Below are 17,027 nucleotides of genomic sequence, written 5' to 3'. Positions count from 1 at the left end.
GTCGATGGGGTCGGACACCCCGGTCGCCGTGCTGTCCAAGCGGTCCCGGCTGCTGTACGACTATTTCAAGCAGAACTTCGCGCAGGTGACCAACCCGCCGCTGGACGCGATCCGCGAAGAGCTGGTCACGTCGATGAGCCGGATCATGGGGCCGGAGCGCAACCTGCTCGCCCCCGGGCCCGCCTCGTGCCGGCACCTGAACCTGCCGTACCCGGTGATCGACAACGACGAGCTGGCCAAGCTCATCCACATCAACGACGACGGCGACCTGCCCGGTTTCGCCTGCAGTGTCCTTTCCGGACTGTACGAAGTGGACGGCGGGGCGGACGCGCTGGCGGCGGCGATCGAACGGGTGCGGCGCGACGCGTCCGAGGCGATCGCGGCGGGCGCGCGCACGCTCGTGCTGTCCGACCGCGATTCCGACCACCGGATGGCGCCAATCCCGTCGCTGCTCCTGGTTTCCGCCGTGCACCACCATCTGGTGCGCACCAAGGAACGGCTGCGCGTCGCGCTGGTCGTGGAGAGCGGCGACGCCCGCGAGGTGCACCACATCGCGCTGCTGCTGGGCTACGGCGCGGCGGCGGTGAACCCGTACCTCGCCTTCGAAACCATCGAAGACATGATCAGCCAGGGCGCGATCACCGGCATCGAACCGGCGAAGGCGATCCGCAGCTACGTGCAGGCGCTCGTCAAGGGCGTCCTGAAGATCATGTCCAAAATGGGCATTTCCACGGTCGGCGCGTACACCGCGGCGCAGGTCTTCGAATCCCTTGGCCTGAGCCAGGAACTGCTCGACGAGTACTTCACCGGAACGTCGTCGAAGCTCGGCGGCGTCGGGCTGGACGTGCTCGCCGAAGAGGTCGCGGTGCGCCACCGCCGGGCGTACCCGGACAACCCGACCGACCGGGTCCACCGCGGGCTCGACACCGGCGGCGAGTACGCGTACCGCCGCGAGGGCGAGCTGCACCTGTTCACGCCGGAGACGGTGTTCCTGCTGCAGCACGCGTCGAAGACCGGGCGCGACGAGGTGTACCGCAAGTACACCGAAGAAGTGCACCGGCTCTACCGCGAGGGCGGCACGCTGCGCGGGCTGTTCAAGTTCCGCGAAGGCGCGCGTGAGCCGATCCCGCTGGACGAGGTCGAGCCCGCGTCGGCGATCCTGCGCCGGTTCAACACCGGGGCGATGTCGTACGGCTCGATTTCGGCCGAGGCGCACGAAACCCTCGCCATCGCGATGAACCGCATCGGCGGCCGGTCCAACACCGGCGAGGGCGGCGAGGACGCGGAACGGCTGTACGACCCGCAGCGGCGCAGCGCGATCAAGCAGGTCGCTTCGGGCCGGTTCGGCGTCACGAGCGAGTACCTCGTCAACGCCGACGACATCCAGATCAAGATGGCGCAGGGCGCGAAGCCGGGCGAGGGCGGGCAGCTGCCGCCGAACAAGGTGTATCCGTGGATCGCGCGCACGCGGCATTCGACGCCGGGCGTGGGGCTGATTTCCCCGCCGCCGCACCACGACATCTACTCCATTGAGGACCTGGCCCAGCTGATCCACGACCTCAAGAACGCCAACGAGAAGGCCCGCATCCACGTGAAGCTGGTGTCCTCGCTGGGCGTCGGCACCGTCGCGGCGGGCGTGTCCAAGGCGCACGCGGACGTCGTGCTGATTTCCGGGCACGACGGCGGCACCGGTGCGTCGCCGATGAACTCGCTGAAGCACGCCGGGACGCCGTGGGAGATCGGGCTCGCCGAAACGCAGCAGACGTTGCTGCTCAACGGTTTGCGCGACCGGATCACGGTGCAGGTGGACGGTGCGATGAAGACCGGCCGCGACGTCGTGATCGCGGCGCTGCTCGGCGCCGAGGAGTACGGCTTCGCGACGGTCCCGCTCGTCGTGGCGGGCTGCATCATGATGCGCGTGTGTCACCTCGACACGTGCCCGGTCGGCGTCGCTACCCAAAGCCCGGAGCTGCGCAAGCGCTACACCGGTCAGGCCGACCACGTGGTGCGGTACTTCGAGTTCGTCGCCGAAGAAGTGCGGGAAACCTTGGCACAGCTGGGATTCCGCACCCTCGACGAGGCGATCGGGCACGCCGAGATGCTCGACACCGACGAGGCCGTGCAGCACTGGAAGGCCTCCGGGCTCGACCTGCGCCCGGTCTTCGAGATGCCCGCGGAGACGCCGTACGGCGGTGCCAAGCGGCGCGTGCGCGAACAGGACCACGGCCTGGCGCACGCCCTCGACCGCACGCTCATCCAGCTCGCCGAGGCGGCGCTGGAGGACGCGCATCCGGTGCGCCTGGAACTGCCGGTGCGCAACGTGAACCGCACTGTCGGCACGCTGCTGGGCTCGGAGATCACGCGCCGCTACGGCGGGGAAGGCCTGCCGGACGGCACGATCCACGTGCTGCTCACCGGTTCGGCCGGGCAGTCGCTCGGCGCGTTCCTGCCGCGCGGCATCACGCTGGAAATGGTCGGCGACGCCAACGACTACGTCGGCAAGGGCCTGTCCGGCGGCCGGATCGTGGTCCGTCCGCATCCGGACGCGAGCTTCGCCGCCGAACAGCAGACGATCGCGGGCAACACGCTGGCCTACGGCGCGACGTCCGGCGAGATGTTCCTGCGCGGGCAGGTCGGCGAGCGGTTCTGCGTCCGCAATTCCGGCGCGACGGTCGTGGCCGAGGGCGTGGGCGACCACGCGTTCGAGTACATGACCGGCGGCCGCGCGGTGGTGCTCGGCCCGACCGGGCGGAACCTGGCGGCCGGGATGTCCGGCGGCAGCGCGTACGTGCTCGATCTGGACCCGGCGAAGGTCAACCAGGACATGGTGGACCTGCTTCCGCCCGCTCCGGAGGACCTGGCCTGGCTCAAGCAGATCGTGCAGCGCCACCACGACCTCACCCGCTCGGCCGTGGCCGCGTCGCTCCTGGGCGACTGGACCCGGCGCTCCGCGGCGTTCACCAAGGTGATGCCGCGCGACTACCAGCGGGTTCTCGATGCGGCGAAGGCGGCCCGCGCGGCCGGCCGAGACGTCGACGAAGCGATCATGGAGGCAGCTCGTGGCTGACAATGGGCGGAGCCGCGGTCGCGAGTGCCGACTGGGTGCGGGTATCCCGCAGAACACGGAGGCGGCTCGTGGCTGACCCCACCGGTTTTCTCAAGTACGAACGGCAAGAGCCGAAGAAGAAGTCTTACGAGGAACGGCTTTCCTCGTGGGGCGAGGTCTACGCGGACGTTCCGCCGGACGAGCGCAACGAGCAGGTGCGCACGCAGGCGTCGCGGTGCATGGACTGCGGCATCCCGTTCTGCCACTCCGGCGGCGCCGGCTGTCCGCTGGGCAATTTGATTCCGGAATGGAACGACCTCGTCCGCCGGGGCGACTGGGCGGCGGCGAGCGATCGCTTGCACGCCACCAACAATTTCCCGGAATTCACCGGGAAACTGTGCCCCGCGCCGTGCGAGGCGGGCTGCGTGCTGTCGATCTCGCCGCTGTCCGGCGGGCCGGTGGCGATCAAGCGCGTCGAGGAGACGATCGCGGCGCAGTCGTGGGAAGCCGGGTACGTGCAGCCGCAGGCGGCCGAGGTGTCGTCGGGCCGCAAGGTGGCCGTCGTCGGCTCCGGTCCGGCCGGGCTAGCCGGGGCGCAGCAGCTGACCCGCGCGGGCCACGAGGTCACCGTGTTCGAACGCGACGACCGGCTCGGCGGCCTGCTGCGGTACGGCATTCCCGAGTTCAAAATGGAGAAGAAGGTCCTCGACCGGCGCCTGGCGCAGTTGCGCAAGGAGGGCACGAAGTTCGTCACCGGCTGCGAGGTCGGCGTCGACCTGTCGGTGGAAGACCTGCGCGCGCAGTACGACGCGGTGGTGCTCGCCGTCGGCGCCCTGCGCGGCCGTGACGACCACATCACGCCGGGCCGTTCGCTCGAGGGCATCCACCTGGCGATGGAGCACCTGGTGCCGGCCAACAAGTTCGTGGAGGGCGACGGCCCGTCGCCGGTCGACGCGAACGGCAAGCACGTCGTGATCATCGGCGGCGGCGACACCGGCGCGGACTCCTACGGCACCGCGACCCGCCAGGGCGCGCTGTCGGTCACCCAGCTCGACCAGTACCCGATGCCGCCGCAGACCCGCGACGACGAGCGGTCGCCGTGGCCGACCTGGCCGTACATCCTGCGCACCTACCCGGCGCACGAGGAAGCGGGCGAGCGGAAGTTCGCGGTGGCCGTGAAGCGGTTCGTCGACGACGGCAACGGGCACGTCAAAGCCGTGGAACTGCAGGAAGTCCGCGTGCAGAAGGACCCGGAAACCGGCCGCCGCGAGGTGATCCCGGTCAACGACCACGTCGAAACGCTCCCCGCGGACCTGGTCCTGCTGGCGATCGGCTTCGAAGGCGTGGAGGAAATGCCGCTGCTGGAGGGTCTCGACCTGACGCTGAACCGCCGCGGCACCCTGTCGTGCGGTTCGGACTGGCAGACGGAAACTCCCGGAGTCTTCGTCTGCGGCGACGCCCACCGCGGCGCTTCGCTCGTGGTGTGGGCCATCGCGGAAGGCCGCTCGGTGGCGGCGGCGGTGGACACGTTCCTGACGGGCGCTTCGGACCTTCCGGCTCCCGTGCACCCGACCGCATTGCCGCTCGCGGTGGTGTGATTGCCCCTGGCTCGGGCCCCGGCGCAACGGCGCGCCGGGGCCCGTTTCTTTAAGCTGGTTGACGTGCGGATCGGCGAACTAGCCCGGAAGACCGGGGTCAGTGCCCGCTCGCTGCGGTACTACGAGCAGCAGGGCCTCGTGCGGAGCACGCGGTCCGCGGGCGGACAGCGGCATTACCTGGCGACCGAGGTCGAACGGGTCGAACTCATTCGCCGGTTGTTCGACGCGGGCTTGCACAGCAAGGTGATCGCCCGGCTGCTGCCCTGCGTGCACACCGACGACGCGGACATCATCGAGGATGCCTTCGCCACGATGGTGTCCGAACGCGACCGCCTGACCGCGGACATGGCCCGGCTCGCCGAGGCCAGGGACGCCCTGGACGTGCTGATCGAGGCGAACACCCGGTACCGGCAAGGCGAGGCCGCCTCGGGTTAGAGGCTCAGGTCGAGCACTAACTTGCCCGAGGCATGCCGGGATTCGACGAGCGCCAACGCGTCGTGCGCCCGCGCGAGCGGATAGGTCCCCGTGATGTGCGGGTCAAGCCGCCCGGCGGCCATCAGCTCGGCGACCCGTTCCAGGCTCGCCCGATCGAGCCGACGGTGAACGAACTCGCCGCCGAGCTCCGTCACCGACTGGTCCCCGACCGCGATGAGCTTCTTCGCCAACGGGGCGACCGTGCGCAGGGACTCGCCGCCAACGGTGTCGACCACGGCGTCGAACCGGCCCACGACGCTGCTCGCCGTGTAGTCGATGAAAGCCGCGCCGTACTTCGTCGCGAGCTCCCGCTTGGCCGTGCTTCCCGTGCCCGTCACGACGAGCCCGCGGTCCCGCGCGAGCTGCGCCACCGCGATCCCGACTCCGCCGCCGATCCCGTTCACCAGCAGTGACGCGCCCACGGGCAGGTCGAGCTGATCGAGCACGTCGAGCGCGGTGGTGCCCGCGACGGGGATGGTCGCCGCCCAGGTCCACGGCAGCGTGTCCGGGATGCGGGCGGTGGACTCGCCGAGCAGCAGCGTCGTTTCCGCGTACGTGCCCGCCCCGGTCAACGCGAACCCGGTGACCCGGTCGCCGACTTCGAGACCGGTCGCGTCCTCGCCCGCCGCGAGCACCGTTCCGGCCGCTTCCATCCCCAAGACCTGGGGAAACGGCACGTGGCCATTCAGCTCGCGAACGTGCCCGGACCGGAGCAGATGATCGAGCGGGTTCACCCCAGCGGCCGCGACGCGGACCAGAACCTCGGCGGGGCCGGGCACCGGATCCGGCCGGTCGAAGAATTCCTGGACGTCGGCGGCGCCGAACTCCCGATATCCCAAGGCTGTGCTCATCGTGGATCCCTTCTGCGGCACGGTCGGTTCGAGCCGAAGCTATTCGCTGACACCGGTGTCAACTTCCAGTCGATGTGACCGGGCCGACACGGTTCGTGGGAAGCTGAACCGTCGGAGGGGGTCGCGGGTGGGCGAGCGGATCACGAACCAGGTCCTGGGTCCGGTCACGGGCAAGGTCGTGCAGGTCGGCCACGCTGACTCGGTCACCTACGTCGGCACTCCGCCCGCCCGGTCCCGCTACCGGCAATGGGTGCGCCAGGTGGCCCCGGAGCAGCTCATCGGCCGCGAGACGGAACTGGCGGAACTGGCCCGGTTCTGCACCGCCCCGGACGGCGCTCCCGCGTACGTGTGGTGGCGCGCGGCTCCCTGGACGGGCAAGTCGGCCCTGATGGCCTCATTCGTGCTCTCGCCGCCTGAGGGCGTGCGGGTGGTGTCTTTCTTCGTCACGGCGCGTTCGCTCGGCGACGACACCCGCGAGGCGTTCGTAGACGTCGTCCAGGAGCAATTAGCCGAAGTCCTCGGCGCGGCGAAGGATCCCGAAGCCAGAAACCTCAACGCGGTTTTCGCCGAAGCCGCCGCGCATTGCCGAGCCCGCGGCGAGCGCCTGGTGCTGGTCGTAGACGGCCTGGACGAGGACCGCGGCGCAAGCTCCGGCGGACACAGCATCGCCGCGCTGCTGCCGTTCCCGGAAAACGGCCTCCGGGTGATCGTCGCGAGCCGCCTCAACCCCGATGTTCCGCCCGATGTCCGCTCTGACCATCCCCTGCGGGCTCCCGGCATCGAACGCTCTCTGGCGCCTTCGCCCGCGGCTGTCGCGGCGAAGGCCGACATGGAACGCGAACTCGACGCGCTGCTCCAAGACCAAGAGGACCTGCTGGGCTTCCTCGTCGCGGCTCGCGGCGGACTCAGCAGCGACGACCTGGCGCAGCTGACTCAGCGACGCCCGCGCGACGTCGAACGAGTGCTGAACAGCGTGGCGAGCCGCTCGTTCACGCGTCGCCCAGCACATTGGCGTCCTCGCGAGGCGCCGGCGATTTTCCTGCTGGGCCATGAGAATCTGCACCGCGAGGCCGTCGAAGCTTTCGGAAACGAACTGTCCCGGTATCGCGCGGCGATCGACGAATGGGCCGCCGAATACCGGTCGGCGGGCTGGCCGCCGGACACTCCCCAGTTCCTGCTGCGCGGCTACTTCCGGCTGGTCCAGGAAAGCGGCGACGTCGCGACCCTCGTAGAGCTGGCCGGAGATCCGGCCCGGCACGAACGCCTGCTGGACGTCTCCGGCGGCGATCTGGCCGCGATGGGCGAACTGGACGCCGCCCGCGCGGCACTGCTCGAGTCCGCCGAGCCCGACCTCGTCCGGCTGATCACGCTCGACACGTACCGGGACAATTTCCGCGACCGCAACAAGATCACGCCGGTGCGGCTGCCGGCGGTGTGGGCGGCGCTGGGGCAGTTCGACCACGCCGTGGCGCTGGCGCAGTCCATGACCGATCCCGGGTCGCGTACGCGAGCGCTGCTCGATCTGGCCGGAGAGCTCGTCCGCGCCGGACAGTCCGATCGAGCCGAGCGGCTGGCCGACGACGAACACGACCCGGACCTGCGCGACTCCTTGCTCGCCGAAACCGCCGTGGCGTTGGTGCGCCGCGGGGAAAACGCGGCGGCCACGCGGATCGCGGAACGGGTGAGCGCGGATCAGCGCCAGCGGATCGCCGCCATCGGCGAACCGGGCTTCTCCCAAGCCGGGCAGCTGGCCGGGACGATTTCCCGGGAAGATCTCCGGGACCGGACGCTCAGTGAATTGGCGATGCTGGCCGTCGACGATCTGGACGCGGCTGTCGAGCTGGCCGGTGCCATGACTCACCAGGTGCGCCGCCACGGAACTTTCGCGGAGCTGGCGCAGCGGCTCGTCTGGCGCGGTGAGGCCGACCGCGCTCGCACGCTCGCGCAGGAGCACGGCGTTGCCGGAGTGCTGTTCCGCCTCGACGTCACCGCCGAACTGGCGGCGGCGACCGATCCTGCCGAAGCCCTCGGCGCGAGATTTCCAGACGTGGACCGCGAGCACACCCTCGTGCCTGTCCTGATCGATTTTCTGGCCGGGACAGGCAGGCTGGCGGACATCCCCGCGGTGCTCGACTCGATGACCAACCCCTTCGCCCGGCGCGAGGCGGTGATCCGGTTCGTTCAGGCGCTCGTGTCCGCGGGCGAGGTCGAGCAAGCCTTCCGCTGGGCAGGCCGGTACCCCTCCAGCCGCCGGTCGGCTTTCGAACTGCAAGCCGACGCGCATCGGTTCGTGGTACTGGCGGACGCTCTGCTGGCGGCGGGGGAGCGCTCCCGCGCACGCCAGGCAACGGAGCGGGCGGAAGCGATGACCCGCCGTCCGGTTGAAGACCCGCGTGCCGCCGCGGCGATCAGCGCGCTGAGCACCACAGTCGTCGCGGCCGGAGACGTGCGCCGGGCCGAGCTGCTCGCTCCTCTCGTGCAGTCGAACCTGCAAGGGCTCACCGAGATCAGGTCGCTGGCGAGCCTGCTCGCCGAAAGGGGAGATCCGCGGGTCGCCGAGAAGCTCATCTGCGGCGTCGAGTTCTGGTCGGCGATGCGAGAACCCGTGACCCTGCTCGCCCGGCGCCTCCGTGCCGCGGGCGACCGTGCCGCGCTGGCCCGGATCGCGGAGTACGTCCGGAGCCGGCTGAAGGAGGAGCCCTCGGATCGGCAGTTGGCCTGGCACGACCGGCGCTCGGCCATCGGGATGCTGGCAGCCGTGGGTGAACCCGCTGAGCTCGTCGAGCTGGTGGCCAGCTTTCCCGAGGAGGCCACCCTCGGCTTCGCGATCGAGGACGCCATGGCGGACCTGGCGGCACGCGGAGAGGCAGCCGCGGCTCTCGAGCTGTGCGGATACCTGCACGAGCGCGACGTGGTCCAAGCCCGGCGGGTGCTCGTCCGGGGCCTGACCGCGGCTGGACACCTCGACCAGGCCGAAGCTGTGCTCGAGAGCGTCGAGGGCGCGGAACGAGAGCGGCTCGTCCTGGCGTTCCTCCCGGAACTCGCCCAGCACGACCTGCCCCGCGCGCTCGCGCGGGGCCGGGAAATCGAGTTCGCGGAGGACCGCGCCCGCCTCCTGGTCGAGATCTCCGCCGCCGCCCCGCCGGACGAGCGCCGCCGGATCCTCGCCGAAGCGGTCAGCCTCGACCACTGGTCCGTCATCGTCCCAGCCCTTGATACGGAAGAACTCGCAGGTCTCCTCGGCGTGGCCGACCGGTTCGGGGCCCTCTACCGCCAAGACGCCCCGGACGCGTGACCCTCGCCGCCCAACGGTCCGGGCAAAGGCGGCAGACCCTATCCTGAGACGCGTGAACTGGACAGTCGACGTTCCCGTAGACACTCTCCCCGAGCTGCCGCCGTTGCCTCCTGAGCTGCGGGACCGCCTCGACACCGCCTTGTCGCTGCCCGCCGCGCAGCAGCCGGAGTGGCCGGACGTCGCGCTGGCCAAACGGGTGCGGGGCGTGCTGGAGAGCGTGCCGCCGATCACCGTGCCCGCCGAGATCGACCGGTTGAAGAGCCGGCTCGCCATGGTGGCCCGCGGGGAGGCGTTCCTGCTGCAGGGCGGCGACTGCGCGGAGACGTTCGAGTCCAACACCGAACCGCACATCCGGGCGAATCTGCGCACGCTGCTGCAGATGGCCGTCGTGCTCACCTACGGGGCCAGCCTGCCGGTGGTGAAGGTCGGCCGGATCGCGGGTCAGTACGCGAAGCCGCGCTCGTCGGGCACCGACGCGCTCGGGCTGCCCGTCTACCGCGGCGACATCATCAACTCGCTCGTCGCCAAGCCCGAACTCCGGGTGCCGGACCCGGGCCGGATGATCCGCGCCTACGCGAACGCCGGCGCGGCGATGAACCTGGTCCGCGCGCTCACCGGGGCCGGCATGGCCGACCTGCACCAGGTGCACGACTGGAACAAGGACTTCGTGGCCTCGTCGCCGGCGGGGGAGCGGTACGAGGCGCTCGCCGCCGAGATCGACCGCGGCCTGCGGTTCATGAACGCCTGCGGCGTCACCGACAGCTCGTTGCAGTACACCGAGATCTTCGCCAGCCACGAGGCGCTGCTGCTCGACTACGAGCGCGCCATGCTGCGGCTGGACCAGGCCGACGCGGCGAACCCGAAGCTGTACAACCTGTCGTCGCACTTCCTCTGGATCGGCGAGCGCACCCGTCAGCTGGACGGCGCGCACATCGCGTTCGCCGAACTGCTGTCGAACCCGATCGGGCTCAAGATCGGCCCGACGACCACCCCCGAGCAGGCGCTGGAGTACGTCGAGCGGCTCGACCCGCGCAGCGAACCGGGCCGGCTCACGCTGATCTCCCGGATGGGCAACGGCAAGGTCCGCGAGGTGCTGCCGGCGATCGTGGAGAAGGTCGAAGCGTCCGGGCACAAGGTCATCTGGCAGTGCGACCCGATGCACGGCAACACGCACGAATCGTCCACCGGCTACAAGACCCGGCACTTCGACCGCATCGTCGACGAGGTCCAGGGCTTCTTCGAGGTGCACCGCAAGCTCGGCACCTACCCCGGCGGCATCCACGTCGAACTGACCGGCGAGGACGTCACCGAATGCCTCGGCGGGGCACAGGAAATCTCCGATATCGACCTCTCCGGCCGCTACGAGACCGCGTGCGACCCCCGGCTCAACACCCAGCAGTCGCTGGAGCTGGCCTTCCTGGTCGCGGAGATGCTGCGCGGCTGACCTTCCGCCTCGTGAGCGCCCTCCGCGGCACTCACGAGGCGTCCAGCAGCTCCGCCGCCGATTTCGCCACCGCGTCGCGCAGCGAACCGAGGTCTTCCACCGCCTCCGCGTTCGCCTGCAGTCCGATGTGGACACTGTCGCGATAAGGCGCGATCGCGATGCCCACCGCCTGGCGCGGGGCCAGCGGCACGAACGGGTACACCTCGGTCAGCGGCGCGCCGGCGAGCGCGTGCGGGGCGCGCGGCAGCGGCACGGTCGTCACCACCAGGTCGAACAGCAGCGGCGCGGCCAGCCCGGCGGTCCGCGTCCCGAGCCGGTGCAGTGCCGGGGGCATCCGGTCGGCCAGCAGCGGGAATGCCCCGGCCCCGCGCGAGGGACCGGCGGCTTTGTTGCGCGTCATCGCGGCGCGCACTTCGGTCAGCCGCCGCACCGGATGGTCCGTTCCGATCGGCAAATCGCACAAATAGCCGGAAAGCTTGTTCCCGCCCCGCTGCTCGGCCGCTCTCCCGCGCACGCTCACGGGAATCAGCGCGCGCACCGACCGTCCCGTCGCGCGAATGCCGCGGTTGATCAGCCATTCGCGCAAGGCTCCCGCCAGCACCGCGAGCACTGCATCATTCGTGGTGCCGCCGTGCGTTCGCCGGATCCGGCGAAGGTCCGCCGACGCCAGCCGGGCGAAACCGAGCCGCCGTTCGGCGGTGGCGGGCGCGGCCAGCGGCAGGCACGGCGGACGCGCCGCCCGGACTACTGACGACGCGATTCCCGCTGTCTCCCACGTATCCCGCACCGCGCTCATCGGCGAACGCGGCTGCGGAATCGCCGGCGCGGGCTGGGGGAGCGGCAGGCCGTCGAGCAGCCCGGCGGTGACGGCGTACGCGCCCGCTCCGTCGGTGAGTGCGTGGTGCAGCTTGAGCAACACCGCGAAGCTGCCGTCCGGAAAGCCTGTCACCACAGTGAGTTCCCACAACGGACGGCGCGGGTCGAGCGGTTCGGCGATCCATTTCGCCGCGAACTCCGGCAGCGGGTCCGGGTCGTACAGCGTGGTCAGCCGATGATGATGAATATGTTTCACTGCCTGGAAATCCGGGTCGTCCACCCAGCTCGCGGAACCGGGCGGGAACAGCCCGGCGCGGATTTTCCGGCGCAGCGCCGGAATGTCCGCCGCCCGCCGGCTCAGCAGCGCGACGAGCCGGTCCGGGCACACCGGCTCCTCCGGCGCGAAAACCAGGGCAGCGCCCATCTGCATCGGCGCGGTTTCCCTGGAGAGGCAAAGAAAAGCGACATCGAGCGAGCTGAGCGGGGTAGACGCCATGGTCGGCCTTCCAGCGAACGGCGGCAAGGGCGAATGCCACGACACTACTCGGGTATGACGGGTGGACGGCCGTGATGTTGCGGGGACGCTAATTCCGCGAAATTTCACTCGCCCGTGGCGCGCCGCGGCTGCCGCTGCGGCAGACCCGGCCCGCTGGCTTCGTTCACCTCGGCGGCGATCTGGCGGATCGCGACGCCGTTGCCCGGACGCCTCGGCAGCCCGGGCCACAGTTCGCCGGCTTCGAGCGCGGCGGCACGCAGGCGTCCGCCGTCGAGTTTGGTGTGCGTCTCCGGGATTCCGCGGTCGAGCCACTGCACGATCACCTTGAGCGGACCGGCGCTGGGCAGCGGCCACACGAACACCGGATGCTCGTAGTGGAACTCCGACCCGCCGCCGTCCTCGACGCGCAGCACCGGCTCGTGCGGTTCGCCCGCGCTCGGCACCGAAACGGTTTCGGAACTGGCCCGGCCGCCGTCCGGGAACAGCACGCCGATGAGCAGCGAGTTGTAGTCCGGGATGCGCCGGTGGCCGACCAGCGGCGCGCCGTCCATGCGGTCGCGCGAATACACCGCGATCCGCAGCGTCATCGCCTCCGGCCACACCTCGACCGCGCGCAGCGCCACGATCGTGCGCTCGGACCGGCCCAGCGGCGTCGGCCACGGCACCAGCGCGGGCACGATGTGGTCGGCGGGCGGGCCGGTCCACGGACGGCCCTCGTAGCCGAACAGCTCCCGTTCCCGGACCGGGAACAGGGGGCGCTCGCGAGGACCGTCCGTGAAGAAGCTCATCAGTCCTCGCGAGGGGCGAGGCTGCCGTCGGAACCGGACGGCTTGGCGCCCATGGCGTCCATCAGCTGGCGGGCGAGGCCGAGGCCCGTGCCGCCGAGGGAGAGCGCCTTGGTGAACATGTCCGACATCCCGTCCGCGCCGTTCAGGACCACCATGTGGTCGATGTTGCCGAAGGCCTGCGCGCCGGCTTCGACGATTTCCGGCCAGCGCTCGGCCAGCTGTTGTGCTACCACAGCCTCCTGGTTCTCCGCCAGTGCGGCCGCGCGCGCCTTGATCGACTCGGCCTCGGCGAGCCCCTTCGCTTTCGCCGCCTCGGCTTCGGCCAGACCCTTGGCTTTCGCCGCCTCGGCGTCCGCGAGCCCCTTCGCCTTGGCCGCCGCCGCTTCCGCCTCGCCAGTGGCCTTCGTCGCACTCGCGCTGGCTTCCGCCCGGGCCTTCGTGGCCTGCGCTTCGGCGTCCGCCGCGGTCTTGACCCGGGTCGCGTCCGCGCCCGCCCGCAGCTCGGTTTCCTTGGCCTGTGCCTGCGCGCGGGCGATTTGCGCGTCGCGTTCCGCGTCGGCCGTGGTGCGCGTTTCGTACGCCTTCGCGTCGGCCGGTTTGCGGACCTGCGACTGCAGCCGCTGCTCGGACAGCGCCGCCTCGAGTTCGGCGGCCCTGGTCTCCTGGACCACGACCTCCTGCCGCGCGGTCGCCTCGGCCAGCGGACCGGACTGGCTCGCCTTCGCCTTGGCCTGGTCGACCTCGGCCTGGTACCCGGCCTGCTGGATCTGGCTTTCCCGGATCGCGCCCGCCTTGCGCGCGGCGGCGATCTGCTCGGCCTCGGTGGCCTCCTGGTCGCGCTGCGCCTCGGCGATCCGCGCGGCGGAGGCGATCGCGGCCGCGTGCGGTTTGCCGAGGTTGACGATGTAGCCGGACTCGTCGTCGATCTCCTGGATCTGCAGCGAGTCCACGATCAGCCCGAGCTTGATCATCTCGGTGGCCGACGACTGGCGGACCTCGCCGGTCAGCGCGTCGCGGTTGTGGATCATCTCCTCGATGGTCAGCCCGCCCACGATCGACCGCAGATGGCCGGAGAACAGCTCGTGGATCGTGTCGTTCATGCCCTTCTGCTGGTCCAGGAACCGGCGCGCGGCGTTCGCGATCGAGGCGAAATCGTCGCCGACCTTGTAGATCACGACCGCGCGCACGGTGACCGGCAGGCCCTGTTTCGTCACGCACGAGACCTGCAGGTTCACCCCTCGGGTGTCCAGCGACAGCCTGCGCGCGGTCTGGAAGCCGGGCAGCACGTTCACGCCGCGGCCGGTGACGATCTTGAACCCGAGGCTGTCGGCGGTCTCGCTGCGCTCGACCCGGACGCCCCAGCCCGAGATGATGAGCGCCTCGTTCGGTTCCGCCACCTTGTACAGGATCCGCAGGAGCCCGAACAGCAGGATCACGGCCACGACCGCGATCACCACGATGACCCAGATTTCCATAGCCCTCGCCGCACTTTCCGTAGTCAGCTGGCACGGCGCTCAGTCGCCGTCAGCACTGCGACGCGGTCAAGCGCGCAACGGTTGCCACCTTTCCACGTAGACCGTGCGCGGAGGCTCGAAATCGACCACGAGAACGGGGGTGCCGACGGCGAAACTGGCGTCCGGATCCGCCGGATAGGCGTAGAACGCCTCGGTGCCGCCGCGGACGCTGAGCAGCACCTCGCCGATCAGCCCCGGCCCGACGGTGCCGGTCACCCGGCCGCGGCTGCCGATCATCCGCCGAACCCCCGGATCTTGACCTTGGTGCCCTTGGGCACGAACGAACCGGGGGCCGGGTCCTGCTGCAGCACGAAGTCGAAACCGCCGTGCCCGTGCCCGTCGCCGCCCTTGCGGTCGACGTCGAGCCCGGCCTGCTTGAGCAGGTCCGCGGCCTCGTCGAACGGGCGGTACCGGACGTCCGGGACCTGGACCGCGTTGGAGACGTAGACCTTGACCGTCTTGGTCCCCGGCGAGCCCGCGCCCGGGTCGGTGCGCGTGACCGCTCCCGCGGGCACGGTCGGCGAGAACTCCTCGCCGCCGTCCTGCGGCTGGAATCCGGCCTGCCGGAGGATCTGGAACGCCTCGTCCTTGGACCGCCCGGTGACGTCCGGGACCGGCGGAAGCGGTTCGGGGCCCTTGGACAGCACCAGCGTGACCTGGCCGCCCACGTCGACCGGGGTGCCCGCGGCCGGGCTCACGCTCAGGACCGTGCCCTGCGGCGCGGTGTCGCTGTACTCCGGCGTGCCCTGGACGACGGTGAGCTTCTGCTCCTCGATCGCCTTGGTGGCCGTGTCCAGCGCGGTGCCGGCGCGGATGTCCGGCACCTTCGGCTTGCCCTTCGACACCACCACGGACACGGTGGCGTCCTGGTCGAGCGTGGTGCCCGGGGCCGGATCCACCTTGATCACCCGGTTGGCGCCGACGGTGTTGTCGAACTCCTGGCTGTAGCGCGGGTTCAGCTTCGCCGCGCGCAGCTGGTCGCCCGCCTCGGCCTGGGTCAGCCCGGCGAGCTTCGGCACGGTCGTGGTCGTGACCTTGGAATCGCTGAGAATGAACGCGAACGCGCCGATCAGGCCGCCGAGCACGAGCACCCCGGCGATCGCCAGCGCGATCAGCTTGCGCTTGTCACGAGGCTTCCGCGGTTCGTCCGGCGCCGGCGGTCCGGCGTGCGGCGGCACGGGAGGGGGCGGGGCGGCGGGCACGGCGCGGGTCATGGCGCGCGTGCCGCGAGGCCCGGAGACCGGCATGGTCTGCTCGCCCTGCGGAACGGCCGGGATGTTCGGGAGCGTGCGTTCGACGTCCGACACGCGGTCGCCGTCCGGCGGCGGGGGCACCGGCACCGCGACCGGCTGCAGTCCCAGTTCGGCGCGCGCGGCCTGCAGCTGCGCCAGGAACTCGCCGCCGTCGGCCGGGCGCTGGTCGGGGTCGCGGCGGGTGGCGCGCAGGATCAGGTCGTCGAGCACCGGCGGCAGATCCGGCCGCAGCTCGCTCGGACGCGGGACGTCGTCGTTCACGTGCCGGTAGGCGACCGAGATCGCGGTGTCGCCGGTGTAGGGCAGGCGGCCGGTGAGCATCTCGTACAGCAGGATGCCCGCCGAATAGACGTCGCTGCGGGCCGTGGTGTCGCCGGTGGCGACCTGTTCGGGGGCCAGGTAGCCGACGGTGCCCAGGATGACGCTCGAGCTCGTGGTGCCCGCGCTGGCCACCGCGCGGACCAGGCCGAAGTCGCCGACCTTGACCACGCCGCCGGCGAGCTGGCCGCTGCGGCCGATGAGCACGTTCTCGGGCTTGACGTCGCGGTGCACCAGCCCGGCGGCGTGCGCGGCGGCCAGCGCGGCCAGCACCGGCTCCGCGACGCTCAGCGCGAGCGAGACGTCCAGCTGGCCCTGTTCGTCCAGCAGGTCGCGCAGCGTGCCGCCGTTGACCAGCTCCATCACCAGGAAGGCGAGCCCGGCGTCCTGGCCGGCCGGGGTGTCGAAGCCCTGGTCGTGCACGGCGACCACGTTCGGGTGATGCAGCTGGGCCGCCGAACGCGCTTCGCGCACGAACCGGTCGACGAACGACCGGTCGTCGGCGAAGCGGGGATCCATGATTTTGATCGCGACCGCCCGGTCGAGACGGGTGTCGAGGCCCCGGTAGACGGCCGACATCCCGCCCCTGGCCAGCAGCTGGTCAACGCGGTACCGGCGTTCGAGCAGGGCGCCGACGAGGCTGGGCTGGGTGCGCGTCACGGTGGGCAATCGTACGGAAGGGCGCGCGTGCCGGGGCGGGTCACCCGTGCGTACCAGTGGGCCGGACGGCGGAATGTGGCACAGTGTCACGTGTGAGTGGGATTCCTGTCGCCGACGACATCCTCGACGCCGCGGTCGCGGTCAAGCCGTTGCCGGAGGTGGCGGCCGCATTGGGCGTCTCGGCCAACAAGGTGCGCCAGATGCTGCGGGACGGCGAGCTGATCGCCGTCCGGCGCGACGGCGAACTCTGCGTGCCCGGAGATTTCTTCGTGAAGGACGGCATCGTCAAGGGGCTGGCCGGCACCATCACCGTGCTCGCCGACTCCGGGTTCAGCCGGACCGAGATGCTGCGCTGGCTCTTCACCGCCGACGACACGCTCCCCGGCAGCACGCCGATCAACGCGCTGCGCACCAGCCACGGCACCGAGGTGAAGCGGCGCGCGCAGGCGATGGCGTTCTAGCCTAAGCGGGACC

Annotated in this window: 12 protein-coding genes; 6 read left to right on the top strand and 6 right to left on the bottom strand. The window is 70.8% G+C overall.

Annotation, left to right across the window (positions count from 1 at the left end):
• The 3 genes from gltB to H5411_RS28500 form a co-directional block, all read left to right on the top strand.
• The coding region (gene gltB, locus H5411_RS28510; RefSeq protein WP_183125613.1) for a glutamate synthase large subunit at nt 1-3,067 on the top strand (3,067 nt) is incomplete at its 5' end.
• A 68-nt stretch (nt 3,068-3,135) separates the two neighbouring features.
• Complete coding sequence (locus H5411_RS28505) at nt 3,136-4,644, top strand: glutamate synthase subunit beta (protein ID WP_183125612.1); 1,509 nt, start codon at nt 3,136-3,138, stop codon at nt 4,642-4,644.
• A 63-nt stretch (nt 4,645-4,707) separates the two neighbouring features.
• The gene (locus H5411_RS28500; RefSeq protein ID WP_101434910.1) at nt 4,708-5,079 is read left to right on the top strand and encodes a MerR family transcriptional regulator; all 372 of its coding nucleotides are present in this window, start codon (nt 4,708-4,710) and stop codon (nt 5,077-5,079) included.
• Here H5411_RS28500 and H5411_RS28495 read toward each other — a convergent pair.
• A complete protein-coding gene (locus H5411_RS28495) occupies nt 5,076-5,969 on the bottom strand; it encodes an NADP-dependent oxidoreductase (RefSeq protein ID WP_183125611.1) in 894 nt (297 codons plus the stop codon). The two genes, H5411_RS28500 and H5411_RS28495, sit on opposite strands and share 4 nt — an antisense overlap.
• 127 nt (nt 5,970-6,096) lie before the next feature.
• Here H5411_RS28495 and H5411_RS28490 point away from each other — a divergent pair, with 127 nt between their 5' ends.
• Nucleotides 6,097-9,264 (top strand): P-loop NTPase family protein, encoded by a 3,168-nt coding sequence (locus H5411_RS28490; protein WP_183125610.1) that lies wholly within the window; start codon nt 6,097-6,099, stop codon nt 9,262-9,264.
• Between the two features lie 52 nt (nt 9,265-9,316).
• Nucleotides 9,317-10,708, top strand: a complete 1,392-nt coding sequence (locus H5411_RS28485) for a class II 3-deoxy-7-phosphoheptulonate synthase (RefSeq protein WP_183125609.1) — start codon at nt 9,317-9,319, stop codon at nt 10,706-10,708.
• 31 nt (nt 10,709-10,739) lie between these two features.
• Here the strand turns inward: H5411_RS28485 and H5411_RS28480 are convergent, their stop codons facing one another.
• The 5 genes from H5411_RS28480 to pknB form a co-directional block, all read right to left on the bottom strand.
• Nucleotides 10,740-12,020: a wax ester/triacylglycerol synthase domain-containing protein gene (locus H5411_RS28480; protein WP_183125608.1), complete on the bottom strand. Its 1,281-nt coding sequence runs from the start codon at nt 12,018-12,020 to the stop codon at nt 10,740-10,742.
• A 104-nt stretch (nt 12,021-12,124) separates the two neighbouring features.
• Nucleotides 12,125-12,808 (bottom strand): hypothetical protein, encoded by a 684-nt coding sequence (locus H5411_RS28475; RefSeq protein ID WP_183125607.1) that lies wholly within the window; start codon nt 12,806-12,808, stop codon nt 12,125-12,127.
• Nucleotides 12,808-14,283, bottom strand: coding sequence for an SPFH domain-containing protein (locus H5411_RS28470; protein WP_183125606.1), 1,476 nt, complete (start codon nt 14,281-14,283; stop codon nt 12,808-12,810). The genes H5411_RS28475 and H5411_RS28470 overlap by 1 nt, the downstream gene beginning before the upstream one ends.
• A 66-nt stretch (nt 14,284-14,349) precedes the next feature.
• Nucleotides 14,350-14,559: a hypothetical protein gene (locus H5411_RS28465; protein WP_183125605.1), complete on the bottom strand. Its 210-nt coding sequence runs from the start codon at nt 14,557-14,559 to the stop codon at nt 14,350-14,352.
• Nucleotides 14,556-16,553 carry a Stk1 family PASTA domain-containing Ser/Thr kinase gene (gene pknB / locus H5411_RS28460; protein WP_183125604.1) on the bottom strand — a complete coding sequence of 666 codons (1,998 nt, stop codon included), beginning with the start codon at nt 16,551-16,553 and terminating at the stop codon, nt 14,556-14,558. Before pknB ends, H5411_RS28465 begins: the two co-directional genes overlap by 4 nt.
• Before the next feature lie 92 nt (nt 16,554-16,645).
• Between pknB and H5411_RS28455 the strand changes: the two genes are divergently transcribed.
• Nucleotides 16,646-17,014 (top strand): Rv2175c family DNA-binding protein, encoded by a 369-nt coding sequence (locus H5411_RS28455; RefSeq protein WP_009075013.1) that lies wholly within the window; start codon nt 16,646-16,648, stop codon nt 17,012-17,014.
• Nucleotides 17,015-17,027: the final 13 nt, after the last annotated feature.

The sequence above is a fragment of the Amycolatopsis echigonensis genome, assembly GCF_014174495.1.
Taxonomy (GTDB): Bacteria; Actinomycetota; Actinomycetes; order Mycobacteriales; family Pseudonocardiaceae; genus Amycolatopsis; species Amycolatopsis echigonensis.
The sequence above is the reverse complement of the archived record's forward strand: the minus strand, read 5'-3'. Positions and strand labels throughout refer to the sequence as shown.